At 65.0% G+C, this 23721-nt stretch carries 26 protein-coding genes; 13 read left to right on the plus strand and 13 right to left on the minus strand.

Going from position 1 to position 23721, the window contains the following annotated elements:
- The coding region (locus tag AKL29_RS44525) for an efflux RND transporter permease subunit (RefSeq protein WP_244481832.1) at positions 1 to 1764 on the plus strand (1764 nt) is incomplete at its 5' end.
- Positions 1765 to 1787: 23 nt separating this feature from the next.
- Here AKL29_RS44525 and AKL29_RS08105 read toward each other — a convergent pair.
- Both AKL29_RS08105 and aptA read right to left on the minus strand, forming a co-directional pair.
- Entirely contained in the window at positions 1788 to 3053 is a 1266-nt protein-coding gene (locus AKL29_RS08105; protein ID WP_050383743.1) for a D-amino acid dehydrogenase, read from the minus strand.
- 106 nt (positions 3054 to 3159) lie between these two features.
- Positions 3160 to 4488: an omega-aminotransferase AptA gene (gene aptA / locus AKL29_RS08110; RefSeq protein WP_038377699.1), complete on the minus strand. Its 1329-nt coding sequence runs from the start codon at positions 4486 to 4488 to the stop codon at positions 3160 to 3162.
- A gap of 160 nt (positions 4489 to 4648) precedes the next feature.
- Here aptA and AKL29_RS08115 point away from each other — a divergent pair, with 160 nt between their 5' ends.
- Both AKL29_RS08115 and AKL29_RS08120 read left to right on the plus strand, forming a co-directional pair.
- Positions 4649 to 5197 carry a cupin domain-containing protein gene (locus AKL29_RS08115; protein ID WP_050383744.1) on the plus strand — a complete coding sequence of 183 codons (549 nt, stop codon included), beginning with the start codon at positions 4649 to 4651 and terminating at the stop codon, positions 5195 to 5197.
- 54 nt (positions 5198 to 5251) lie between these two features.
- Positions 5252 to 5911 carry a hypothetical protein gene (locus tag AKL29_RS08120; protein WP_050383745.1) on the plus strand — a complete coding sequence of 220 codons (660 nt, stop codon included), beginning with the start codon at positions 5252 to 5254 and terminating at the stop codon, positions 5909 to 5911.
- Here AKL29_RS08120 and AKL29_RS08125 read toward each other — a convergent pair.
- Positions 5889 to 6641: a Crp/Fnr family transcriptional regulator gene (locus AKL29_RS08125; RefSeq protein WP_050383746.1), complete on the minus strand. Its 753-nt coding sequence runs from the start codon at positions 6639 to 6641 to the stop codon at positions 5889 to 5891. The two genes, AKL29_RS08120 and AKL29_RS08125, sit on opposite strands and share 23 nt — an antisense overlap.
- A 139-nt stretch (positions 6642 to 6780) precedes the next feature.
- Here AKL29_RS08125 and AKL29_RS08130 point away from each other — a divergent pair, with 139 nt between their 5' ends.
- A complete protein-coding gene (locus AKL29_RS08130; protein ID WP_050383747.1) occupies positions 6781 to 7212 on the plus strand; it encodes a hypothetical protein in 432 nt (143 codons plus the stop codon).
- Positions 7213 to 7332: 120 nt separating this feature from the next.
- A complete protein-coding gene (locus AKL29_RS08135; protein WP_050383748.1) occupies positions 7333 to 7737 on the plus strand; it encodes a DUF4864 domain-containing protein in 405 nt (134 codons plus the stop codon).
- A 7-nt stretch (positions 7738 to 7744) separates the two neighbouring features.
- On the opposite strand, the gene AKL29_RS08140 is transcribed toward AKL29_RS08135, so the two are convergent.
- Positions 7745 to 8980: an MFS transporter gene (locus tag AKL29_RS08140; RefSeq protein WP_050383773.1), complete on the minus strand. Its 1236-nt coding sequence runs from the start codon at positions 8978 to 8980 to the stop codon at positions 7745 to 7747.
- Positions 8981 to 9089: 109 nt separating this feature from the next.
- Complete coding sequence (locus AKL29_RS08145; protein WP_050383749.1) at positions 9090 to 9545, minus strand: hypothetical protein; 456 nt, start codon at positions 9543 to 9545, stop codon at positions 9090 to 9092.
- Between the two features lie 262 nt (positions 9546 to 9807).
- Here AKL29_RS08145 and AKL29_RS42720 point away from each other — a divergent pair, with 262 nt between their 5' ends.
- The 4 genes from AKL29_RS42720 to AKL29_RS08165 all read left to right on the plus strand — a co-directional run bounded on the left by AKL29_RS42720 (position 9808) and on the right by AKL29_RS08165 (position 13424).
- On the plus strand, positions 9808 to 10014 hold the full coding sequence (locus tag AKL29_RS42720) for a hypothetical protein (RefSeq protein WP_038377701.1): 207 nt from the start codon (positions 9808 to 9810) through the stop codon (positions 10012 to 10014).
- A 101-nt stretch (positions 10015 to 10115) separates the two neighbouring features.
- A complete protein-coding gene (locus tag AKL29_RS08155) occupies positions 10116 to 10412 on the plus strand; it encodes a hypothetical protein (RefSeq protein WP_050383750.1) in 297 nt (98 codons plus the stop codon).
- A 305-nt stretch (positions 10413 to 10717) separates the two neighbouring features.
- Positions 10718 to 12850: a flagellar biosynthesis protein FlhA gene (gene flhA, locus AKL29_RS08160; RefSeq protein WP_050383751.1), complete on the plus strand. Its 2133-nt coding sequence runs from the start codon at positions 10718 to 10720 to the stop codon at positions 12848 to 12850.
- Positions 12851 to 13223: 373 nt separating this feature from the next.
- Complete coding sequence (locus tag AKL29_RS08165) at positions 13224 to 13424, plus strand: hypothetical protein (protein ID WP_016848568.1); 201 nt, start codon at positions 13224 to 13226, stop codon at positions 13422 to 13424.
- Positions 13425 to 13706: 282 nt separating this feature from the next.
- On the opposite strand, the gene AKL29_RS08170 is transcribed toward AKL29_RS08165, so the two are convergent.
- The 4 genes from AKL29_RS08170 to fliI form a co-directional block, all read right to left on the minus strand.
- On the minus strand, positions 13707 to 14675 hold the full coding sequence (locus tag AKL29_RS08170; RefSeq protein WP_050383752.1) for an anti-sigma factor: 969 nt from the start codon (positions 14673 to 14675) through the stop codon (positions 13707 to 13709).
- Between the two features lie 3 nt (positions 14676 to 14678).
- Entirely contained in the window at positions 14679 to 15224 is a 546-nt protein-coding gene (locus tag AKL29_RS08175) for a sigma-70 family RNA polymerase sigma factor (protein ID WP_028335734.1), read from the minus strand.
- Between the two features lie 211 nt (positions 15225 to 15435).
- Complete coding sequence (gene fliJ, locus AKL29_RS08180) at positions 15436 to 15855, minus strand: flagellar export protein FliJ (protein WP_016848565.1); 420 nt, start codon at positions 15853 to 15855, stop codon at positions 15436 to 15438.
- Between the two features lie 108 nt (positions 15856 to 15963).
- Positions 15964 to 17289, minus strand: coding sequence for a flagellar protein export ATPase FliI (gene fliI, locus AKL29_RS08185; RefSeq protein ID WP_028335735.1), 1326 nt, complete (start codon positions 17287 to 17289; stop codon positions 15964 to 15966).
- 367 nt (positions 17290 to 17656) lie between these two features.
- Between fliI and ctrA the strand changes: the two genes are divergently transcribed.
- The gene (gene ctrA / locus AKL29_RS08190; protein ID WP_016848562.1) at positions 17657 to 18358 is read left to right on the plus strand and encodes a response regulator transcription factor CtrA; all 702 of its coding nucleotides are present in this window, start codon (positions 17657 to 17659) and stop codon (positions 18356 to 18358) included.
- A gap of 169 nt (positions 18359 to 18527) precedes the next feature.
- On the plus strand, positions 18528 to 18932 hold the full coding sequence (locus AKL29_RS08195) for a DUF350 domain-containing protein (protein ID WP_050383753.1): 405 nt from the start codon (positions 18528 to 18530) through the stop codon (positions 18930 to 18932).
- A 151-nt stretch (positions 18933 to 19083) separates the two neighbouring features.
- On the opposite strand, the gene AKL29_RS46430 is transcribed toward AKL29_RS08195, so the two are convergent.
- Positions 19084 to 19377, minus strand: a complete 294-nt coding sequence (locus AKL29_RS46430; protein WP_050383754.1) for a hypothetical protein — start codon at positions 19375 to 19377, stop codon at positions 19084 to 19086.
- A gap of 103 nt (positions 19378 to 19480) precedes the next feature.
- On the opposite strand from AKL29_RS46430, the gene AKL29_RS08205 reads away from it, so the two are divergent.
- Together AKL29_RS08205 and AKL29_RS08210 are read left to right on the plus strand one after the other, a co-directional pair.
- Entirely contained in the window at positions 19481 to 19699 is a 219-nt protein-coding gene (locus AKL29_RS08205; protein WP_050383755.1) for a hypothetical protein, read from the plus strand.
- Positions 19700 to 19732: 33 nt separating this feature from the next.
- Positions 19733 to 20890, plus strand: coding sequence for a glutathionylspermidine synthase family protein (locus AKL29_RS08210; RefSeq protein WP_050383756.1), 1158 nt, complete (start codon positions 19733 to 19735; stop codon positions 20888 to 20890).
- A gap of 188 nt (positions 20891 to 21078) precedes the next feature.
- Here AKL29_RS08210 and AKL29_RS08215 read toward each other — a convergent pair whose 3' ends face one another.
- The 3 genes from AKL29_RS08215 to AKL29_RS08225 all read right to left on the minus strand — a co-directional run bounded on the left by AKL29_RS08215 (position 21079) and on the right by AKL29_RS08225 (position 23610).
- Positions 21079 to 21951, minus strand: coding sequence for a CheR family methyltransferase (locus AKL29_RS08215; protein WP_050383757.1), 873 nt, complete (start codon positions 21949 to 21951; stop codon positions 21079 to 21081).
- On the minus strand, positions 21948 to 23114 hold the full coding sequence (locus AKL29_RS08220) for a protein-glutamate methylesterase/protein-glutamine glutaminase (RefSeq protein ID WP_050383758.1): 1167 nt from the start codon (positions 23112 to 23114) through the stop codon (positions 21948 to 21950). The genes AKL29_RS08215 and AKL29_RS08220 overlap by 4 nt, the downstream gene beginning before the upstream one ends.
- A gap of 130 nt (positions 23115 to 23244) precedes the next feature.
- Entirely contained in the window at positions 23245 to 23610 is a 366-nt protein-coding gene (locus AKL29_RS08225; RefSeq protein ID WP_018273268.1) for a response regulator, read from the minus strand.
- Positions 23611 to 23721 lie beyond the last annotated feature (111 nt).

Below are 23721 nucleotides of genomic sequence, written 5' to 3' on the forward strand. Positions count from 1 at the left end.
GTGATCGGCCGGCTATTTCGCGAGTTCGCGGTGACGCTCGCGATGGCGATCTTCGTCTCGCTGGTGGTGTCGCTGACGCTGACGCCGATGATGGCATCGCGCTTCCTGCGCGCGCATGGCGAAACCAGGCACGGCCGGCTCTACCAATGGAGCGAGGCGGCATTCGACAGGATGCTGCATGGCTATCAACGCGGCCTTGATCTGGCGCTGAGCTGGAGCCGCACCACACTCTGCATCTTCTTCGCGACGGTGGCCCTGTCGGTCTACCTGTTCGTGATCATTCCCAAGGGATTCTTCCCGCAACAGGACAACGGCTTCCTGATCGCCGTGTCGCAGATGGCGCAAGATATCTCGTTTGCCGACATGAAGCGGCATCAGGAAGAGCTCAGCAGCATCGTCCGGGCCGATCCCGCGGTCGACAGCATGGCCGATGAACTCGGCGGCGGCGGTACCGCGCTCAATTCGGGCCGCATGTACATCACGCTGAAGCCGCGCGAGGAGCGCGACGCGAGCGCGCAGCAGATCATCGAACGGTTGCGGCCGAAGCTCGAGGCGGTCGAGGGCGCGCGGCTCTACATGCAGGCCTCCCAGGACGTCCGGCTCGGCGGCCGCGCGACGCGGACCCAATTCGAATACACGCTGCAGGATGCAAAACTCGACGAGCTGAACGAATGGGCGCCGAAGATTCTGGCCAGAATGAAGACGCTGCCCGAACTGCGCGACGTCGCCACCGACCAGCAGACCGAGGGAACGACGCTGACACTGACCATCGATCGCGACACCGCGTCGCGCTTCGGCATCCAGCCACAACTGATCGACGACACGCTGTACGACGCGTTCGGCCAGCGCCAGGTGACCCAATACTTCACCCAGCTCAACAGCTACCACGTCATCCTGGAGATCCTCCCGGAATTGCAGGGCAAGCTCGACACGCTCAACAAGATCTACATCAGGTCGCCGACCACGGGGGACGAGGTACCGCTCTCCGTGTTCTGCAAATGGACCACCATTCCGGTGCGCCCGCTCGCGATCGCACACCAGGGGCAGTTTCCGGCCACCACGATCAGCTTCAACCTCGCGCAAGGAGTGGCGCTCGGCCAGGCCACCGATGCGATCCAGAACGCGGTCGCCGATCTCGGTGCTCCAGCCACGCTCAGCTCGAGTTTCCAGGGTACCGCGCAGGCCTTCCAGCAGTCACTGAGCTCGGTGCCGCTGCTGATCCTGGCCGCGCTGGTCGTGGTCTACCTGATCCTCGGCGTGCTCTATGAGAGCTACATCCATCCGCTCACGATCCTGTCCACGCTGCCATCGGCCGGGGTCGGCGCGCTGGCGATCCTGATGGCGTTCGGGTTCGATTTCAGCCTGATCGCGCTGATCGGCATCATCCTCCTGATCGGGATCGTGAAGAAGAACGGCATTATGATGGTCGACTTCGCGATCGCCGCCGAACGCGAGGAGCATCTATCGCCGCGTGAATCGATCCGGAAAGCGGCCCTGCTGCGCTTCCGCCCGATCATGATGACGACGATGGCGGCCTTGCTCGGCGGCGTCCCGCTGATGCTTGGCACCGGAACGGGATCGGAAATCCGTCAGCCGCTCGGCTATGCGATGGTGGGGGGCCTGATCGTGAGCCAGGCGCTCACGCTGTTCACAACGCCGGTCGTGTATCTCTATCTCGACCGATTCTCGAATGCGCTGTCGAACTGGACGGCAACGAAGAAAGACGACGATGCCGAACCGCCCGTGAAGCACGCCGCCGAATAGTGGCTCGCGTGCGGCGATGAGGCCTACCCGAACCTGACATCGTAGCGCTTGATCGACAGCTCCTTGGTGTCGATCTCGGGCTTCTTCCCCGAGAGCATGTCCGCCAGCACCCGGCCCGAGCCGCAGGCCATGGTCCAGCCGAGCGTGCCGTGGCCGGTGTTGAGGTGCAGGTTGGCAAAGCGCGTTGCGCCGATCACCGGCGGGCCGTCCGGCGTCATCGGGCGCAGCCCGCACCAGAAGGTGGCCCTGGGAAGGTCGCCGCCGCGCGGAAACAGGTCGGTCAGCGAATGATCCAGCGTCGCGCGCCGCGCGGCGTAGAGCTTGGTCGAATAGCCTGAGATCTCCGCGGTGCCGCCGACGCGGATGCGATCGCCGAGCCGGGTGATGGCGACCTTGTAGCTCTCGTCCATCACGGTCGATTCCGGCGCGCCGGACGCGTCCTTGATCGGAACGGTGATCGAATAGCCCTTGACCGGATAGACCGGCAGCGAGATGCCGAGCGGCCGCAGCAGGATCGGCGAATAGCTGCCGAGCGCCAGCACATAGGCGTCCGCCGTCATCATTCCGGCGCTGGTCGCGACGCCGGTGATCCGGGTGGTGTCCGCATTCAGTCCGTCGATGCCGACATTGAAGTTGAAGCGCACGCCGAGCTTCTCGGCTTCCAGCGCCAGGGCCTGCGTGAACATGTGGCAGTCGCCGGTCTCGTCATGCGGCAGCCGCAGCCCGCCGGCGAATTTTTCCTTCACGCCGGCCAGCGCGGGCTCGGCGGCGATGCAGCCCTCGCGGCCGAGCACCTCGAACGGCACGCCGTACTGCTTCAGCACCGCGATGTCGTCGCCGGTGTGATCGAGCTGCGCCTGCTCGCGAAACAGCTGCAGCGTGCCGCGCGCACGCTCGTCATAGCGGATGCCGATCTCGCCGCGCAGCGCCTGCAGGCAGTCGCGGCTGTATTCCGCGATCGGGATCATCCGGCTCTTGTTCACCGCGTAGCGCGCCGTCGTGCAGTTGCGCAGCATCTTCAAGAGCCAGAGCCACATCACGGGATCGAGCTTGGGGCGGATCACCAGCGGGCCGTGCTTCATCAACAGCCACTTCACCGCCTTGACCGGCACGCCGGGGCCGGCCCAGGGCGATGAGTAGCCCGGCGACACTTCGCCGGCATTGGCAAAGGAGGTTTCCAGCGCGGGCTTGGGCTGACGGTCGATCACCGTCACCTCGTGACCGGCGCGCGCAAGGTAATAGGCAGAGGTGACGCCGATCACGCCACTGCCGAGAACAAGGACCTTCACTTTTCCTCACATCCTGCAGCGAAAACGCAATCGCCGCTGCGAAACCACTCTGCTTCGCAACGGCGACAGCAATTTGTAGAGCTAGCTAATATCTAGCTAGCAATTATCAGGCCACGCGCTTGATGGAGTCGCCAAGGATCGAGACGATGTCGTCGATATGCGACTTCTCGACGATCAGGGGCGGCGACAACGCCAGCGAGTCGCCGCTCATGCGGAAGTAGAGGCCGCGATTGAAGCAATCGACCATGATGTCGTAGCCGCGCGCGCCGACGGCACCATCGCGCGGCGCGACTTCGACCGCGCCCATCAGGCCCTGATTGCGGATGTCGACCACGTTCGGCAGACCCTTCAGCGAATGCAGGGCATCGCGCCAGTAGTCGGCGAGCGAGGCGCCGCGGGTCAGCAAAGCCTCGTCCTTGTAGATGTCGAGCGTGGCAAGACCCGCCGCGCAGGCCACCGGATGCGCCGAATAGGTGTAGCCGTGGAACAGCTCCATGGCGTTGTCCGGGCCAACCATCAGCCCGTCGTGGATCTGGCGGCTGGTGAACACCGCGCCGCACGGCACGGTGCCGTTGGTGATGCCCTTCGCGGTCGTCATCATGTCGGGCGTCACGCCGTAGAAGTTGGCGGCGAACGGGGTGCCGAGGCGGCCGAAGCCGGTGATGACCTCGTCGAAGATCAGGAGGATGCCGTGCTTGGTGCAGAGCTCGCGCAGGCGCTGCAGATAGCCCTTCGGCGCCGGCAGCACTGCGGTCGAGCCCGGCACCGGCTCGACGATTACCGCCGCGATGGTGTCGGCGCCATGCAGCGCCACCATCCGCTCGACGTCGTCGGCGAGCTCGGCACCATGCTCCGGCTGGTCCTTGGCGAAGGCGTTGCGGGCGAGATCATGGGTATGACGGATGTGGTCGACGCCGGGCAGATGGGTCGCGAACTGGCGGCGGTTGGCGACCATGCCGCCGACCGACATGCCGCCGAAGCCGACGCCGTGATAGCCGCGCTCGCGGCCGATCAAACGGGTGCGGCTCGGCTGGCCGGCGGCGCGGTGATAGGCCAGCGCGATCTTCAGCGCGGTATCGACCGATTCAGAGCCCGAATTGGTGAAGAAGACGCGATCCAGCCCCTTCGGGGCGATCTCGGCAAGCCGCTCGGCGAAATCGAACGCCAGCGGGTGGCCCATGTTGAACGAGGGGGCGAAGTCCAAGGTCGACAGCTGCCGCTCGACCGCGGCCGCGATCTGCGGGCGGCCGTGGCCGGCGTTGACGCACCACAGGCCGGCTGAGCCGTCGATCACCTGCCGGCCGTCGACCGAGGTGTAGTACATGCCCTTGGCGGAGGAGAACAGCCGCGGCGCCTTCTTGAACTGCCGGTTGGCCGTGAACGGCATCCAGAACGAGTCGGTCTTGATGGTGTTCGGAATCTGATGAACGGTCACGGCGGCGCTCCATTGCTGACTGACGCTAGTCGGACCACTCTTCCAGGCACTCAACAAGTCCTTTTCTGCCGCAGCGCAAGCCATTGATCTTGTTGAGGCGGTCTGCCAAGATTTGTTCGATCCGCAACACCTGCAACAGGGATTTGCCAAGGGGACTGCCATGAGCGTCGACATCGGCGGTCGGCTTCGATTCATCCGCGCGCGGCACAAGCTGTCGCAGCGCGAGCTCGCCAAGCGCTCCGGCGTGACCAATTCAACGATTTCGCTGATCGAATCCAACCAGATGAACCCGTCGGTCGGCGCCCTCAAGCGCATCCTCGACGGGATTCCGATGGGGCTCGCCGAATTCTTCGCGATCGAGCCGGAGCGGCCGCGCAAGGCGTTCTATCGCGCCGACGAGCTGACCGAGATCGGCAAGAAGCCGATCTCCTACCTGCAAATCGGCGACAGTCTGTTCGGCCGGGCGTTGCAGATCCTGAAAGAGCGCTACGAGCCCGGCAGCGACACCGGCCGGGTGCCGCTGGTGCATGAGGGCGAGGAAGGCGGCATCGTGATCTCGGGCCGGCTCGAGGTCACGGTCGACGACGAGCGGCGGGTGCTCAACGCCGGCGACGCCTATTACTTCGAAAGCCGCCGCCCGCACCGCTTCCGCTGCATCGGCGCCAAGCCGTGCGAGGTGATCTCGGCCTGCACACCGCCGACATTTTGAACCCGGCGCGCGCAGCGGGCGACCCAAGCCGCAGGGGCCGCATGGCGCGGCTGGGTGAAGAGCCAGACGCAGCAATATCCGGAATTCCTGCACCCGGCCTGGAACAAGCAGAGCTCCCAGGTTCACTTCACCGTCGATGCGCGCGACCACGTCGACGGATTGCAGCGCGAACGCCTGGCGCTGCTCGAAGGCTTTGACGACAAACGCGGCGGGCTTGCCGGCATCTGGCTCGCCCATAACGCCATCATCAAGATCACCACCGAGAGCAACGGCGCCGTGAAGGCGATGGGATGGAAGTGGGACCAGGGCGACTGGAAGGCCGGCTGCGACTACGAGATGACGGGCAAGATCGTCGGCGGCACGTTCCGCTCCGACGAGCAGCGCAAGAATCCCGACACGCTAGAGCGCGACCACGCCATGCTGATCGTCAACCGGCAGGACGATCTGTTCGCGACGAAGCGCTACATCAATCGGACCGGAAAGGCTCTGATCACACGACAGTATCACAGATCGCGCGTCTGCCGGTCGCCCCACGCAATAACGGCGGCAATTGTGGCGAACATCGCTGTGACCGCGATCATGACAAGGATAGTGTCGAGAGGCATGGGTCGTCTCCTGCATATCATGGAGAGACCTAGCGCGCCTGCGCGCGCATCGCCTTGTGCTGGATCAAAAAGCCGACGCCGAAGCGTCAGCTCGCGCCGCTCAGCTTGAGCCGTTCGAGGTCGAGCAGCCGCACGCCATCGGGCACGATCAACACCACCTTCTCGCGCGCAAGGCGGGTCAGCGTGCGGCTCACTGTCTCGATGGTGAGACCGAGATAGTCGGCGATGTCCTGCCGGCTCATCGGCAGCGGCACGGTGACGGACACGCTTCCGATCCGGGCGTATCGCGTCTGCATGTTGAGCAAGAATGCAGCGATCTTTTCCTCGGCACTGCGCCGTCCGAGCAGCAACATCTGGTCCTGCGCCAGGCTCAACTCGTGCCCCGCGAACTCATGCAGGCGGCGCAGCAGATGCGGCTTGCCGTCGACATAGGCGAGGAACGCCGATCGCACGAAACGGCAAACCGCGACCTCGTTGACCGCCTCCGCGGTGACGCCGTAGCGGTCCTGCAGCGCAAGTCCGAGGAAGTCGCCCGGCAGCGCGAAACCCACGATCTGGCGGCGGCCGTCGGGCAATGATTTGTAAAGCCGCACGACCCCGTCGGTGACATTGAACACGCTGCCCGCCAGCGCACTCTGCTCGAACAGCGTCGTTCGCGCCGGAACCTGCTTTGCCTGGCTGATCCGGTCGAGCTCCTCGAGCTCGGACGGCTCCAGCGCAGCGCAGACGCTGAACAGCCTGACCTTGCAGTCCTCGCAGCCATTCGTGGCGCGGCCGTGCCTGCAGTCGGAACGCGTCGCGCCTGCACACGAATCCTGCAGTGGCTCGGCAATGCTCATGGCTTCGGGTGTCCGCTTGGTTGGGTGCTTGACACTATCAACCCCGATTTGATCTGGATCAACCGCCGGCGGCATTGATGCAGATCAATGCTGCGCCGCGCTTTCCCCAGCAGTTTCGCCATCATCGGGGAATCCGGCGATGAACGAGCAATTCCAGGCACTTCCGATCGACCATCAGCATGCGATCGTGGCCTATCCGCTGGTGTTCATGCATGATGCAAGTATTACCACGGATCAGTGGCTGCGGTTCGTGCGCCGGCGCTGCCGCGGCAGCTCGCCCGAGACCGGGCTGATCGCGATCCGCGATCGCCGCGGCGTGATCCATGCCCTGTTCAGTTACCGCATCGACAACGACATGCGCGTCCGCAAGCGCCTCAGCATCGGCGACCTGATCGTCGCGCATCTGCCCGGCTCGCGGATCGACGACGCGGTGTCGAACGTCATCGCCGAGGTTTCGGCGCAATACGGTTGCCAGATCGTCACCATCGAGCAGCCATTCGCAACGCGTCATGCGCGGCACGCCGGATGCCCGACTGCTGAGGCGCTGCGCCGCCATCGGCGCGTCAACTGACATCGCGCTGCTCGGTCGTTCGGAGCCAGCCGCCGCAGGCCCCCTGCTCCGTTGCCGCCGTGGTCGTGCGGGAGTAGCCTTGCGGCGACTGGAAGGTCCGACTGTCGACGGTGCCACCGCATGCGCATCATCCTGATGTTCGTCGCTATTCTGCTTGGCTCGCTCGCTCCCGCAGCGGCCGACGACGTCGGCGCCGCGCAGGCTGTGATCCGCGCCCAGGAGCAGGCGTTCGGCCGCGACGACGCCGCGGCGGCCTATTCGCATGCCGCGCCGGCGATCCGCCAGATCTTTCCGCAAGCCGACATCTTCATGTCGATGGTGCAGAATCAATATGCGCCGGTCTATCGGCACAGAAGCTTCGAGTTCGGCGAGGCGCGCAGCGACGGCGACCGGATCGCGCAGCGCGTCCATATCGTCGACGCCAATGGCGAGGCGTGGGAGGCGCTCTACACGCTGGTGCGGCAGGCCGACGGCAGCCTGAAGATCACCGGCTGCTCATTGCTCAAGGCCGGCCAGTCGGTGTGATCGAGAATCATGCCAGCGCCACCCGCTGCCGCGCCCGCATCATGAGCAGCAGGATGATGCTGACATTGAGCAGGTTCCAGGCGAGGCCGTTGGCGAAGGCGGCGGCGTAGGAGCCGGTGGCGTCGAAGATCACGCCCGAGATCCAGCCGCCAAAGGACATGCCGAACACCGAGGCGAAGATCACGATGCCGATCCGCGTCGCGGCCTCCGACGCCGGCATCGCCTCACGCACGATGATCGCGTAGCTCGGCACGATGCCGCCCTGGAACAGGCCGAACATCGCCGAGATGATGTAGAGCGAGGTCAGGCTGTCGAAGAACAGATAGAACAACAGCGCCGCGCCTTGCGCGATCGACCCGATCAGCAGGGTGCGGATACCGCCGATCCGGTCGGCGAGGAAGCCGGAGCCGATCCGGCTGATGATGCCGAAGCCGAGCATCAGCGACAGCATCTCGGCGCCGCGCGCCACGCCGTAGCCGAGATCGCCGCAATAGGCGACGATATGGACCTGCGGCATCGACATCGCCACGCAGCAGGAAATCGACGCGAGCGACAGGATCGCGGTCAGCGCGTTGGTGGAAAGCTTGAGGTCGACCCGGGGCGGTGCCGCGTTGACATGACTGCGCCTGGTCGCTGCGCCCATCAACACGCGCAGCACCATGAGCGCAAGCAGCATCGAGACCGCGGTGAAGATGCCGATCGCAACATGGGTGGTGCGCCAGCCGACACTCTGCATGCCGAAATTGACCAGCGGCGGCCACACCGTACCGCCGACGTAATTGCCGCTCGCGGCGATCGCGACCGCGAGGCCGCGGTAGCGCTCGAACCAGTGCGACGCCTCCGCCATCAACGGGCCGAAGGTCGCCGCCGACGACAGGCCGATGGCAAAATGCAGCAGGATGAAGGCCCAGATCGACGGCGCGTAGCCGGCGCCGACATAGCCGAGGCCGAGGATGCCGATCCCGGCGCCGATCGCCGCGACGATACCGTAGCGGTCGCTGATCTTGCCGGTGACGACCTGGCCGAGGCCGAAGCCGAGCATCACCATGGTGAAGGCGAGCGAGGCCGTTCCGCGGGTCGCGCCGAAATCGGTCTGCACCACCGGCAACGCCACCACGACCGACCACATGCCGACGCTGCCGAGCGAGCCGATCACCACGGCCACGACGAGGCGCAGCCATGCCCGGCGCGAGTCGGGAATGAACGTAGCGACTTCAGGGGAATATTCAGAAGAAATTACCACGGCAGGCGGAACTTCGTCGGCATTTGCCTCCGGGTCAAGCCACATTGCCGAGAGATTAGGCATGCGCGAACAACGGGACGCGCGTCCTGCGACGAGAAAGTGAGCCGGATCAATTGCCGAAATTGGGATCCTGCGACTGGAACGGGCGGCACTTCGCGTGCTTTGCGAACCGCTGGTCGAAATCGACGGTGCCGCCAGTGACCGGTATGCGGGTGGGCGGCAGGCCCCGGAGGTATTGATCGACGGTCACGGTCTTCTGGTCGGTGCTCAACGTGACACGCACCGGCTCAAGCGGCTTGCCCTTGTTCACGTCGGTCAGATCGAGCGTGTAATAGCCGATGACGGATTGTCCGCCCCGCATATGGCGGTCGACCGAGAGTGGCAGATACACCTCCATCCGGACGCCCTCGCCGTCGCAGGTGATCATGCGGATCATCACCGCCTCGGCGCCGGGCGGCTTGGCGGCTACGGCGGTCGCACCGCAAATGCAGCAAACGGAAATAGCTGCGACGAGGCCGCGTCGCACCAACGCATATCCGTCAGGCACTGCAACGGTACGGCGCATCGGTTTTGACATCCGGCATCCCTGAGCAAAGACGTTCAATTTGCGTTTGGTCGGACGCCGGGCCGGGCAAGTTCAACTCCGGCGCGGTTCCTGGCGAACCCGGGAATAACGGCCGTCGAACTGTGATCCATGCTTACGAAGAAACTGCTACAATGCGAACCGGTTCACACTGGCGGCCCGCCATCCGGACCTATCATCCCGCTGGACGGCGCGCAGTTCGCAAGGTTGAAGGATCGAAGCGCTTAACTGTCGGAGGGTCATCATGCATTCGTCAGCAGAGTGGTTACCCGTTGCATCAGCGCCGTCGGACCGCGAGCTCGAAGTCTGTGTCCTCGATTATGATGGCATGGTCCACGCGCTCATGTTCCCGTGCCACCGCGACGGCGCCGAATGGGTCGACCATGCCGGCAGCAAGCACCTCGACATCCAGCCGACGCATTGGCGCAGATGGACGCAGTCGGCCAACTAGCGCCGCTGTGATCGGCCGAGGCGACCGGCGCCGATCTCGCGCCGGTCCTCACCTTGAGCTACAATGGCGACGTGGGTTCAGGGTGGGCCAGGAGGCTCGTCATGGAATCACACGTGGTCCCTTTCGAAAATCGCTGGACCAACGGCAAGCATGCCTGGGAGTGGCATTGCGAGCTCGAGCGGCTGGGCGTGCCGACGGTCCGGACGATGTATTGCGAACATGAGACGCACCATCGCGACGAGCTTGCGGTGGTGTTCGACATTCCCGCCGGCTTCGTTCGCGACTGGCTGACCTTTCATGACCGGCGCGCCGCCCGGCAGCAGTTCTTGTGGCGCGCCAGTGTCATCACGCTCTGCATCATCGCCGCATCGGGCGTCGTGCTTGGTGCGCTCAAATAGAGGCCGCGAGGCCATCCCCGAACGGCCGGACGATCCAGCCTACCCGACCGACCTCCTGACGCCTCGGGCCTGCGACGTCCGCGCTCCCCCTCCCCGCACGGTCCCTGGACGACACTTATTAACCCTTTGCTAACCATACACCCGGCAAGAATTGCCGAGTGAAGTCGAGTGTCGTCGAACGCGTCTAACGGGCGGAGATCCCCGTGAACGCCAGCGCGGTGCCTCACTTTCGGAACGGCGGCCCTGCGGCCGTCGCGCAGACGCTTGGCGGCCGCAGCCGCCAGTCGCGGGGGAGAGCGGCTACCATGGTCGACGTCACGGCGGGTCAGGGCACGGCAGGCAAGAGCGGATTGCCGAGCCTCGGCGAGATCGGCGACATCTTAAAGCGCGGCGATATCGCGCTGGCGATCGGCGTCCTCACCATCCTGGTGGTGCTGATCCTGCCGCTGCCCTCGATCGTGCTCGACCTGTTCCTGGCGGTCTCGATCACGGTCTCGATCCTGATCCTGATGACCTCGCTGTTCATCCAGGCGCCGCTGGAATTCTCCTCGTTTCCGACCATCCTCCTGATCTCGACCATGCTGCGGCTGTCGCTGAACATGGCCTCGACCCGGCTGATCCTGAGCCACGGCCATGAGGGCACGGCGGCCGCCGGCCACGTCATCGAGGCGTTCGGCAACTTCGTGATGGGCGGCAACTTCGTGATCGGCATCATCGTGTTCGCGATCCTGGTGATCGTGAACTTCGTGGTCATCACCAAGGGTTCGGGCCGCATCGCCGAAGTCGCCGCACGCTTCCAGCTGGACTCGATGCCCGGCAAGCAGATGGCGATCGACGCCGACCTCTCCGCCGGCCTGATCGACGAGAAGGCCGCCAAGGAGCGCCGCAAGGCGCTGGAAGACGAGAGCGGCTTCTTCGGTGCCATGGACGGTGCCTCGAAATTCGTCCGCGGCGACGCCATCGCCGGCCTCCTGATCGTCGGCATCAACATCGTCGGCGGCATCATCATCGGCGTCGCCCAGCAGGGCCTCTCCTTCAGCGAAGCCGCCCGGACCTACACCGTCCTGACGGTCGGCGACGGCCTCGTCACCCAGGTGCCCGCGCTGATCGTCTCGACCGCCGCCGGCCTCCTGGTCTCCAAGGCCGGCATCACCGGCGCCGCCGACAAGGCGCTGATGCGCCAGCTCTCCGGCTATCCGCAGGCGCTCGGCATGTCGGCCGGCGTGATGCTGGTGCTGGCGCTGCTGCCGGGCATTCCGACGCTGCCGTTCCTGGCGCTCGGCTCCGGCGCCGCGGTGCTGGCCTGGAACGCACGCAAGCAGAAGCGGGCCGCGAAGGCGGCCGAAACGGCAGCAGCCGCTGCCCCTGCTGCGGCCGCGGCCGCCGCCGCTGCAGCCGCGGAGGAGCCAATCGCCGCCGCGCTCAAGATAGACGACCTCAAGATCGAGCTCGGCTACGCGCTGCTGCCGCTGGTCAACGGCCCCGACGGCACCGACCGCCTGACCGAGCAGATCAAGGCGCTGCGCCGCTCGCTGGCCATCGAGATGGGTTTTGTGATGCCGGCGGTGCGCATCCTCGACAACGTCCAGCTCGAAGCCAACAGCTACGTCATCAAGATCAAGGAAGTCGACGCCGGCACCGGCAAGATCTGGCCGAGCCAGTTCATGGTCATGGACCCGGCCGGCAACCAGGTGCAACTGCCCGGCATCCACACCATCGAGCCGACCTTCGGCCTGCCGGCGACCTGGGTCGATGCCGGCCTGAAGGAAGAGGCCGCGCTGAAGGGCTACACCGTGGTCGACGCCGCGACAGTGCTGTCGACGCATCTGACCGAGCTGCTCAAGACCAACATGGCGGACCTGTTGTCCTACGGCGAGGTGCAGAAGCTCTTGAAGGACCTGCCGAAGGAGCAAGGCGAGCTGATCAAGGACATCGTGCCGGGCCAGGTCACGGTGTCGGGCATCCAGCGCGTGCTGCAATTGCTGCTCGCCGAGCGCATCTCGATCCGCGATCTCTCGACCATTCTCGAAGGCATCGCCGACGCGCTGGCGTTCTCGCGCAACCCGGCCACCATGGTCGAGCACGTCCGTGCCCGGCTGGCCCGCCAGATCTGTGCGCAAAACACCTCGCCGAACGGCTATTTGCCGCTGATCGCGCTGTCGGCGCGCTGGGAGCAGGCGTTTGCGGAGTCGATCGTAGGCACCGGCGACGACCGCAGCCTGGCGATGCAGCCCTCGAAACTATCGGAGTTCATGACCGCCGTGCGCAACGCCTTCGAGCAGGCGGCGCGCGAGGGCGAGGCGCCGGTCTTGGTGACGTCGGCCGCGATCCGGCCGTTCGTTCGTTCGCTGGTGGAACGGTTCCGCTCGCAGACCACCGTCCTGTCGCAAGCCGAGATCCATCCCAGGGCCCGGCTGAAGACGGTCGGCAGCGTTTAGAGCCTGTTGTCCGGAAGCGTTTTCTGCACGCGAGCCGGGTGTCCACTTCGCGCGAAAACGCGCTAGCGGCCGCAAATCACTTGCGTTTTCGTCTGTGTTTTCTCGCCACAGGCAACTGATTTATGGGGAACAGGCCGGAACGGCCCTATCTGGGATGCAGCATTCCAGTGCAAGTTCAAGATACTGATATTAAATAGCTTTAATTACCAAAGGGTCATTTTTGATCGCGGCCGATCACGTCTCATCACGGCCTTGTGATGACCTCTAGGGAACGGAATCGGCAAATCCTACGTTAGCGGGGCACGAGACGTTGAACCGGACAACAGACCGAACCGACAGATTACCGAGAGCAGGAAGGCGGCAGGAGACTTCCATGAACCACTCGATCTACAGCGCCGATCGTATGACGCACCTGAAGATTGTGGTTGTGGCGTTGTTCGCCGGTATCCTGGTCGCGGGCTTCGGCATCGCGGCACATAATTCGTCGGATGAGGGATACACGCAGACGGCGCGGGTCATGAAGGCCGGCAAGCCCGTCGCGATCACCAGCTCCAGCAACTCGCTGGTCCGCTAACAGGAGAGTTTCACGAATTCACGTAGTGTTCTTTACAGCCCCCCAAAGTCGCTGCGTGGATATTTAAGACCCCCAACTACCCCCAAGTTGACTATCGAAAACGCCCGCTCCCCACGGGCGTTTTCTTTTTTTGCGGGTGGTCGACGCGACATCTTATCCAGGTCATTGGCGAGCGCAGCCAAGCAATCCACTGTCACCGCTCATGCGGAAGGATGGATTGCTTCGCTCCGCTCGCAATGACGGACCACCACCATCGGCAACCTATGACGATGGGCGGCTGGCCTATCGCGGCGGCGAACCCGACGCGCCCGGCACGGTCTCGATCAGCTTCCCGGTAAAGATCGGCGCCGAGGTCGGCTGGCCGTTCGGCGAACCGCCGGCCTGCTCGACGGTCACCGCGTAGGTGGCGCCGTTGATCACGTCGGGATCGTAGCCCGACAGCACCGGCCGCGCGGTGAAATCATCGGCGCCGATCACGCCGAGCGAGCGCGGCTGCGGCAGCTTGTCGGAGATCAGCCAGAGCTCGAAGCTCTTGCCGGGCTCCGACGGGGCGCCGACCTTGCGGACGGTGAAGTTCTTGGTGGCGCCGTCGATGGTCATGATGAAGGCCGGCCCGCCATTCGGCCCCTGCAGCAGCGCGACATATTGCGCCGACGGCGTCAACGCCGGCGCCGGCGTCTTCACTTCGACGGTCTGGATGCGCGGCTTCGGCCGGATCGCATTCGGCAGAGAGTCGGGCCGATAGATCTGCAGACCGAGCGTGACGAGCAGCGCGGCCGCGATCGCGGTCGCGGCCGACGCGATGCCGCGCCAGCGTTTCACGCGGCCCGTCAGCGCGGTCACGTTGCGTTCGTCGAAGATGACCCGCGGCGGTCGGGCCTCGGGCAGCCTCCGGGGCTCGGGCGACTGCGCAGGCTCCGGATCGAACGCCGAGCCGAATTCGGGATCGTCTGTGACTGGCGAAGGCGGCGGCGTCACCGTCGTGGCCGGCGTCTCCGGCAGCCCCAACGGCGCCTGCGGCGCGCTCGTGGGGCCGATCGCCGTCTTGATGTTGTCCCAGACCACCGGACGCGGCTCGACCAGGCCGACCATCTGGTTCAGCGGCCCGAGTCTGAACTGCCAGGCCTGCACCAGCACTGCGAACTCGCTGTCGACGGCCATCATGGTCTCGACCTGCGCGCGCTCCTCGGCATCGAGCGTTCCGAGCGCATATTCCGCGGCGAGCGCGATATGGTCTTCGCTATAGGCCATCAATCAGAGTCCAAGACACTCCCGGATATCCATCAGGCTGCGGCGCAGCCAGGTCTTCACCGTGTTCACCGGCGTCTCGAACTTTGCGGCGAGTTGCTCGCGGCTCCAGCCGTTGTAATAGGCGAGCAGCACGAGCTTCTGACGATCCGGCTCCAGACGACCGACGCACTCCAGCAATCGCTTCAACTCTTCCGTCATCTCCCGTCGCGCCAGCGGATCGGGCTGGTCGGCTGCGACCTCCATCGCCGCCGGCTCTTCCTCCAGCGAGGCCTCGCCGCGCTTGCGCACCACGTCGATGGCCCGGTTGCGCGCGATCGACGTCATCCACGTGATCGGGGACGACAGGGCTGGGTTGAACTGCCCGGCGCTGTTCCAGATCTTGACGTAAGCCTCCTGAATGACCTCCTCGGCGAGGTCCTGTCGCCGCAAGATACGGAGCACGACGCCGAAGAGTTTCGCGCGGGTCGCGGCGTACAGCCGCTCGAAGGCGGCCTCATCCCCCTTGGCGACGGCGGCGATCAGCCAGACCAGCTCAGCCGGCGTCAGCATCTTGCGCCCTCCAAGCCCCGACCCCCCATCGCCTCATTGCCACCGTGCCGCCGATCATCCGTCCTGACCGGTGGTAGCATATTTTGGGACACCACGATCCGCCAAGGGGCTAACAAGTGGCCGGCAGGCCGGCGGCTTGTGGACAGCGCCCAGCAAAAAGCCCGGGCGATCGGCCCGGGCTCTCAATCTGGTCAGCGGAGGGAGCGAGGGTTCAGGCGATGACGCCGAGACGGGCCCGCATCAGGCCGATCGAATCCATGTCGGCTTGTTCGCGAGCGCTCTCCTCCGCGCGTTCGCGCGCCTGGTCGCGCTCGTCGAGCAGCTCGACCTTCTTCAATTCCTCGAATGCCTCCGACAGCAGCGCCTTGGCGTCGTCGAGCTGGGCGCGCAGTTCGTCGGCCGAACGGGTCAGGTTCTCGCGGCGCTGGATCGCGGCCTTGGCATAGGTCGGATAGGCGAAGTGCGTGGGGTCGTTGATCCCGGCGCGCTCCTGCTCGGTCTGGATCTCGCGCTCGAGCTCGACCGACATGCGCTGGAAGTCGGCGATCATGCCTTCGATCTGGGTAACCCGACGGCGCTTTTCGTCGACCTGAAATTTCTTCAGGCGGATCAGCGTTTCACGTGACTTCATCGACTCATACTCCCCAGAAGTCCCAAATCTGAACGCGGGACAGAGCCGGCTCCCCGCTGGGCCCCGCCGGCATAGCTATGGTGTGCCGGCGATGATGGCCTGACAAAGTTAGCGTTCCGTTTCCAAACCCGACAGGATTTGAGCCAGTTGCCGGTAGCCGTCGGGAAGGCTGGTGGACTCGTCCTTGGCCTGGCGCAGGTAGGCCTCGAGCGGCTCATGCAGCCGGATCGCCTCGTCGACCTCCGCGCTGGAACCCGGCCGGTAGGCCCCAAGCCGGATCAATTCCTCCATGTCGGCATAGGTCGCCATCACCTGCCGCGCCTTGTTGATGTAGGGCAGGAAGTTGGGGTCGGCCGACCGCGGCATGGTGCGCGACACCGACTTAAGGATGTTGACCGCCGGATAGCGGCCGCGCTCGGCGATCGCCCGCTGCATCACGATATGACCGTCGAGGATGCCGCGCACCGCATCCGCGATCGGCTCATTGTGATCGTCGCCGTCGACCAGCACCGTGAAGATCGCGGTGATGGTGCCGTCGCCGGTGCCCGGCCCTGCCCGCTCGAGCAGCTTTGGCAGTTCAGTGAACACGGTCGGCGTGTAGCCCTTGGCGGTCGGCGGCTCGCCCGCCGAGAGGCCGATCTCGCGCTGCGCCATCGCAAAACGCGTCACCGAGTCCATCAGGCACAGCACGTCCTGGTCCTCGTCGCGGAAATATTCCGCGATGGCGAGCGTCAGATACGCCGCCTGGCGCCGCATCAGCGCCGGCTCATCCGAGGTGGCGACCACCACGACCGAGCGCGCCAGCCCCTCCTCGCCGAGATCCTCCTGGAGGAATTCCTGCACCTCGCGGCCGCGTTCGCCGATCAGCCCGATCACCGAGATCGCGGCATCGACATTGCGCGCCAGCATCGACAGCAGCACCGACTTGCCGACGCCGGAGCCGGCGAAGATGCCGAGCCGCTGGCCGCGGCAGCAGGTCAGGAAAGTATTGAGACCGCGCACGCCGAGATCGAGCGGCGGGCCGACCCGCTTGCGCGAATGCGCCGGCGGCGGCGAGTTGCGGTAGGACATCGGCGAAGCGCCCTGCACCAGCGGGCCCTTGCCGTCGATCGGCTCGCCCATCGCGTTGACGACGCGGCCGAGCCAGGCCGGCGACGGCCGCACCTGGCTCGCCGCGTTGGCGATCACCGCGCGGCAACCGCGCCTCACGCCATCTAGTCCGCCGAACGGCATCACCACCGCGTTCTCGCCGGAGAAGCCGATCACCTCGGCGGGGATGAAGCGGCCCGCGCCGACGTCGATCACGATGCGGGCGCCGACCGACATCGCGTGAATGGGGCCCGCGATCTCGACCATCAGCCCGCGGACGCCGACCACACGGCCATAAATATTGACGCCGTCGATGTCGCCGATCTGCTCCGCGAGCGCCTTCATTGCGAAAACCTTAAGTTTCCGCTTTTTTGCTCCGGCCGCTTAACTTCGTGTTTACCCGCATCATTAATCATTGCGTCACTGTCTTTGGTGACTGAGGTCGCTTGCCCATCAGAAGAAGGGCGAGTCGCGAGAGTCGGTTAGGCCCGTCTCTTAATGTGGAAACTGAACGGACGCGGTTAGGAAAAGCTTCTTCTACGCAATATCTTAGGGCGATTCGACAAAAATTGCACGGTTAGAGCTTGCGTGGAGGAATCAGTTTTTGTTAACCATATCTCGTCAGGATCCGAATCAGTTGTTCAAAGGCGTTTTGTGAGTGCCGCAAGTGCGGCCGACCTGACGCCCGGAGCGGCGACTATAGGGGACTGGCATGCGCGTTTTGCTGATTGAAGATGACAGCGCCGTCGCGCAGTCGATCGAATTGATGCTCAAGTCCGAGAGTTTCAACGTCTACACGACGGACCTCGGCGAAGAGGGCGTCGATCTCGGCAAGCTTTACGACTACGACATCATCCTTCTCGACCTCAACCTGCCCGACATGTCCGGCTACGACGTGCTCAAGCAGCTCCGGGTGTCGAAGATCAAAACTCCCATTCTGATCCTCTCCGGCCTCGCCGGCATCGAGGACAAGGTCAAGGGTCTCGGCGTCGGCGCCGACGACTACATGACCAAACCCTTCCACAAGGACGAACTGGTCGCCCGCATCCACGCGATCGTGCGCCGCTCCAAGGGTCACGCCCAGTCGGTCATCCAGACCGGCGATCTCGTGGTCAATCTCGACACCAAGACGGTCGAGGTCGGCGGCCAGCGCGTGCACCTGACCGGCAAGGAATACCAGATGCTGGAGCTCCTCTCGCTCCGCAAGGGCACTACGCTCACCAAGGAAATGTTCCTCAACCATCTCTACGGCGGCATGGACGAGCCGGAGCTGAAGATCATCGACGTCTTCATCTGCAAGCTCCGCAAGAAGCTCGCCAACGCCTCCGAAGGCCGCAACTTCATCGAGACCGTGTGGGGCCGCGGCTACGTGCTGCGCGAGCCGCACGAGGCCGACGAGCGCATTCCCGCCTGACCTTCCGGGCGCCCGCAGAGAACCGCAAGGTTCGCTCCTTTCGACCTGAACCCCGCCGCAAATGGCGGGGTTTTTGTTTGGGATTGAACCGGCTGTCGGCATGCGCCGACCAAGGGAACGTGCAATCCTGCCTCGCGCGAATCCTGACGAACTCCCGGACCGCCCCGACATGATCCTGCAATCCCTCGCCGGCCTGCCGGCGTTCCTGGTCTATTTCTGCACGGCGCTGATCGCCGTGGTCGCCTACCTCTTCGTCTACACGCGCGTCACGCCGCATGACGAATTCCAGCTGATCCGCGACAACGATCCGGCGGCAGCGATTGCGCTGGGCTTAAGCCTGCTCGGCTTCGTGCTGCCGGTGGTCAGCGCCATCGCCCATTCCGCCAATGTGGTGGACTGCCTGATCTGGAGCCTCATCGCGCTGATCGTGCAGATCATCGTCTATTACATCGTGAAGATCCCGGTGCCGAACCTGTCGGGGCGGATCGCCTCCGGCGAAATGGCGCCGGCGATCTGGCTCGGACTGTCCTCGCTGGCCGCAGGCGCGCTGAACGCGGCCTGCATGATCTACTGAGCCGTTGAGCCACCATGGCGCGCGAACCGAACCCGGACTTCGGCAAACGGCGACCGGTCGTGCCGACGCCGCCGCGGCCGGATGCGCCATCCAAGCGCTCCAACCATGTCGCGCTGCTCTTGATGGGCACGCTCGCGGTCGGCGGCAGTGCCTACGCGCTGATGCCGCGGCCGAATTGCCAGCCGGTGCCGCCGACGCCGCCGGGCGTCACCGCACCGGGCGTCGCCACACCGGTCCAGCCACAACCCGGCGTCGACTGCACGGCGCGCAGTTCGTCGTCCGGATCGGGCGGCAGCGGCGGCTCGTCACGCAGCAGCTTCTTCAACAGCAGCTCGTCGTCGAGCGGCACCTCCTCGTCCGCGAGCTCGTCGTCAAGCTCGTCGGTGAGCCGCGGCGGCTTCGGTTCATTCGCGCATGCGTTCGGCTTCAGCGGTGGCTGATGCATGTTGCCGTGTCATCGCCGTGTCATCGCGCTTTCGCTTGCCCGGCGAACGCAGCTGATGGAAACTCGGCATGGCTCCGCAGACGGCAAGGCAGGGATTGCGTCCATGAAACGCTCGCGCCGCGTATGGCTGAAATTGATGGGGAGTATCGCGATCGGCGCGGCGTCGATCGGCCTGACGCCAAGCCATGCCCGCAGCCACCACCATGCAGGGCACGACGCGAAGCGAAAGCCCGCCGAACGCTCGCCCTCCGGCGGCTTCGGCGGCGCGCCGCGCACCATCGCCCGCTACGGCGACGACGATCCGTCGCATGGCGGAAGCTGACACCAGGCTGACGAGCGAGCGCGGTTTCCCCTCATGCAACGCATCGCATGTCCCGAACGCGACGATTGGCGGACGACTGCCGAGAATGCCGGCTTCACCTTCCACACCATCGACGGCGAACGGTACTGGGACGAGCGCGCCTATTACGCGTTCACGCTGGACGAGATCGAGCGCTCGATCGAGGCGCCGACCGGCGAGATCGACGCGATGTGCCTCGAACTCGCCGGACGCGCTGTCAAGGACGAACGCTATCTGCGCCGGCTGAAGATACCGGAGGCGTACTGGGATCTGATCGCGGCAAGCTGGCGCCGCAAGAACCCGAGCCTGTACGGCCGGCTCGATCTCACCTTCGACGGGCGCGGCCCGGCCAAGCTGCTCGAATACAATGCCGACACGCCGACCTCGATCTTCGAGGCCGCGGTGTTTCAATGGATCTGGCTCGAACAGGCGATCGCGCGCAACATCATCCCGAAGCGCGCCGACCAGTTCAACTCGATCCACGACCGGCTAATCGAGGCCTGGAAGAAGATCGGCGCGACCCACCCGCTGCATCTCACCGGACTGACCGGAAATCCCGAGGACGCCGGCACGCTCGCCTATCTCGAGGACGCCGCAGCGCAGGCCGGGCTGAAGACCACGCTGCTCGACATCGAGGAGATCGGACTGCGCGACGACGGTCAGTTCGTCGACCTCGACGAACGCCCGATCGCGCTCGCGTTCAAGCTCTATCCCTGGGAATGGATGTTCCACGACGCGTTCGGCAAGAACCTCTCGACCGCGCCGACGCAATGGATCGAGCCGCCGTGGAAGGCGATCCTCTCCAACAAGGGCATCCTGCCGCTGCTCTGGGAGATGTTCCCGAACCACCCCAATCTGCTGCCGGCCTATTTCGAGGACGACCCGCAAGCCGCCCGGCTCGGCACGTCGTTCGTGCGCAAGCCGATCTATTCGCGCGAGGGCGCCAATGTCGAGCTGGTCAGCGCCGGCGTCACGCTGGTCGCCGAGCAAGGCCCCTACGGCACCGAAGGTTTCATCCGCCAGGCACTGGCGCCACTGCCGAATTTTTCCGGGCAGTATCCGGTACTCGGCAGCTGGGTGGTCGATGGCACGCCCTGCGGACTCTCGATTCGGGAAGACGAGAATCCGATCACCGGCAACACCTCGCGCTTCCTGCCGCACGCGATTTTGTAGCTCATGAACGTTGAAACGAACGCGGCTCTGTCGCCGTCATCCCCGCGCAAAGGCTTCGCTTTTGTCGCTGGAGGTACGAGCCCTTGCGAGCCTCGAAGGATGCACGGCCCCCGCTGGTGGCCCCCGACCCTTCGAGACGCTGCTTCGCGGCTTCTCAGGGTGACGGAGTTAAAACGAGATGTCTCGCCTCACCGCGCAGCGGACGCAACCGCCTTCAGCACATGCAGCGCGGCGCCGGCGCGCGCGACCGGGGCGACGCTCGGCTGATAGAGCCCGCGCCGGTCGGGATAGGGCCTGAACAGGTTGGTGATGCCGACCACGGATTCCGCCGCGCCAAGCGCCAGCACGCCGTCGGGCTCGAGCATCCTGGCCACCTTGCCGAAGATACCGGCCTTGGTCTGCTGATCGAAATAGATCAGCACGTTGCGGCAAAAGATCACGTCGAAGGTGCCGAGATGCGACAGGTCTTGCAACAGATTGAGCTGGCGGTGCTGCACCATGCCGCGAATATCGGCGTTGAGCTGCCAGAGCTCGCCCTTCTGCACGAAATACTTGACCAGCAGCTGGATCGGCAGGCCGCGCTGCACCTCGAACTGGCTGAAGAGGCCGGCCTTCGCCTTTTCGAGCACCGCCTGCGACAGGTCGGTGGCGATGATCTCGATCCGCCAGCCGGCAAACAGCGCAGTCATCTCCTTCAGCAGCATCGCAATTGAATACGGCTCCTGCCCGGTCGACGACGCCGCGCACCAGATGCGCAAGCTTCGGCGCGCCGCGCGCGCCTGCGCGAGCGCGGGCAGCACCGCTTCCTTCAGATGGTCGAACGGGATCTTGTCGCGAAAGAAGAAGGTCTCGTTGGTGGTCATCGCTTCGACCACCTCCGATGTCAGCAGCTCCGCGCCGCCCTTCATCCGCTGCACCAGCTCGGGAATCCCGGCGAGGTTCGACCGGCGCGCCAACGGCAGCAGGCGGCTCTCGACGAGATACTGCTTATCGACGGAGAGATCGAGGCCGGAACGCTCCTTCAGCAGCTTACGCAGATACTCGTAGTCCAGCGGCGTCACGAACGGTCTCCCGCAAATACCCGAACAAGCTTCGATGCGATCTGATTGAGCGGCAGCACCGCGGCGCAGATGCCGGCATTGACCGCGGCGCCGGGCATGCCCCACACCACACTGGTCGCTTCGTCCTGGGCGATCACGCTGCCGCCGGCGGCGACGATGTCCTTGCCGCCGCGCATGCCGTCGGAGCCCATGCCGGTCAGGATCACGGACATGATGCTGCCCTGCCAGACATCGATCGCAGAGGTGAACATCGGATCCACAGCGGGCTTGCAGAAATTGACCGGCGGCCCGTCGTCGAGCGCGATCGTGGCATCGACGCCGTGGCGGGCGACGCGCATGTGGCGCCCGCCGGGCGCCAGATAGATCTGGCCCGGCTTGACGCTCTCGCCGTCGATCCCCTCATGCGCCGGCCGCTTGCTGGTGCGCGCCAGATGCTCGGCGAGAATGGTCGTGAAGGTCGGCGGCATGTGCTGGGTGATCAACACCGGGAAGCGATCAATCACCGGGCCGATCTCGGCGACCAGCGTCATCAGCGCCTGCGGTCCGCCGGTCGACGAGCCGATCATCAGCACCTTGGGCGACAGCAGGCCGAACGAACGGCGCGTGGCCTGGGCCGGCGCCGTGTGCGCGGCAGCGGGAATAGACGGCCGCGGTCTGTCATGACCGGGCGCAAGCGGCGGGCTTGCCGTCGTGTGCACCGGGCTGCGCCGCGCCTTGGCGCCGAGATGACGGATCTTCTGGATCAGGTCGTGGCGGAAGGTTTCCGCGGCGGTGGCCTCGCGCGTGCTTTCGGGCTTCGGAATGTAGTCGGACGCACCGAGCGAGAGCGCCTTCAGGCTGATCTCCGCGTTGCGGCGGGTCAGCGTGGAGGCCATGATGACGACGAGATCGCGCTTCTTCGCCAGCAGCTGCGGCAGCGCCGAGATGCCGTCGAGGTCGGGCATCTCGATATCGAGCACCGCGACATCGGGGTTGATGCGTTCGAGCTGGTTGACGGCGTCGAGGCCTGTGCGCAGCGAGGCGACGACCTCCATGTCGGGCTCGGCGCCGATCCAGCGCGAGATCATCCCGCGGATCACCACGGAATCGTCGACCACCATCACTCGCACCTTGTCGGATCGGGTCGATGTCGGGACCGCAGTACTTGTCAACGCAACACTCATGGCTTCACCAGCGACGCAACACGACGCACAACAACCGTTGAGCCGAAGGCTTCTGCCGCCGGATCGAACGGAGAATCTAAGTCAGCATGATCTTCTCGGAAAGCCGGTTCCCACTTTTCCGGATCATGCTCTAGATCAGCCCGACTTCCTGGAACTTCGCGGTGACGATGTCCCGGTCGAACGGCTTCATGATGTACTCGTTGGCACCGGCATGCAGCGCGCGTGCGATATGCGCGACATCATTCTCGGTGGTGCAGAACACGACCTTGGGCTGATCGCCGCCGGGCATGCGGCGGAGATTGCCGAGAAACTCGTAGCCGTCCATGACCGGCATGTTCCAGTCGAGCAGCACGGCTTCCGGCATCGCGCGCTTGCAGGCCTCGAGCGCCTTGGCGCCATCCTCAGCCTCGACGATCTGGAAGTCGAGCCCTTCCAGGATGCGGCGGGCGACCTTGCGAATGACGCTTGAGTCATCGACAACAAGACAGGTTCTCATCTGCGACCTCTACTTCCTCATCCCCGGTGGGATGTTTCAGTTCTTCAGTTCGGGCGGCCCTGTTCACGCCGCTTTGGCATCGGGCACCAGTTCGAGCACGCGATCGACGTC

The organism is Bradyrhizobium pachyrhizi, from assembly GCF_001189245.1.
Lineage (GTDB): Bacteria > Pseudomonadota > Alphaproteobacteria > Rhizobiales > Xanthobacteraceae > Bradyrhizobium > Bradyrhizobium pachyrhizi.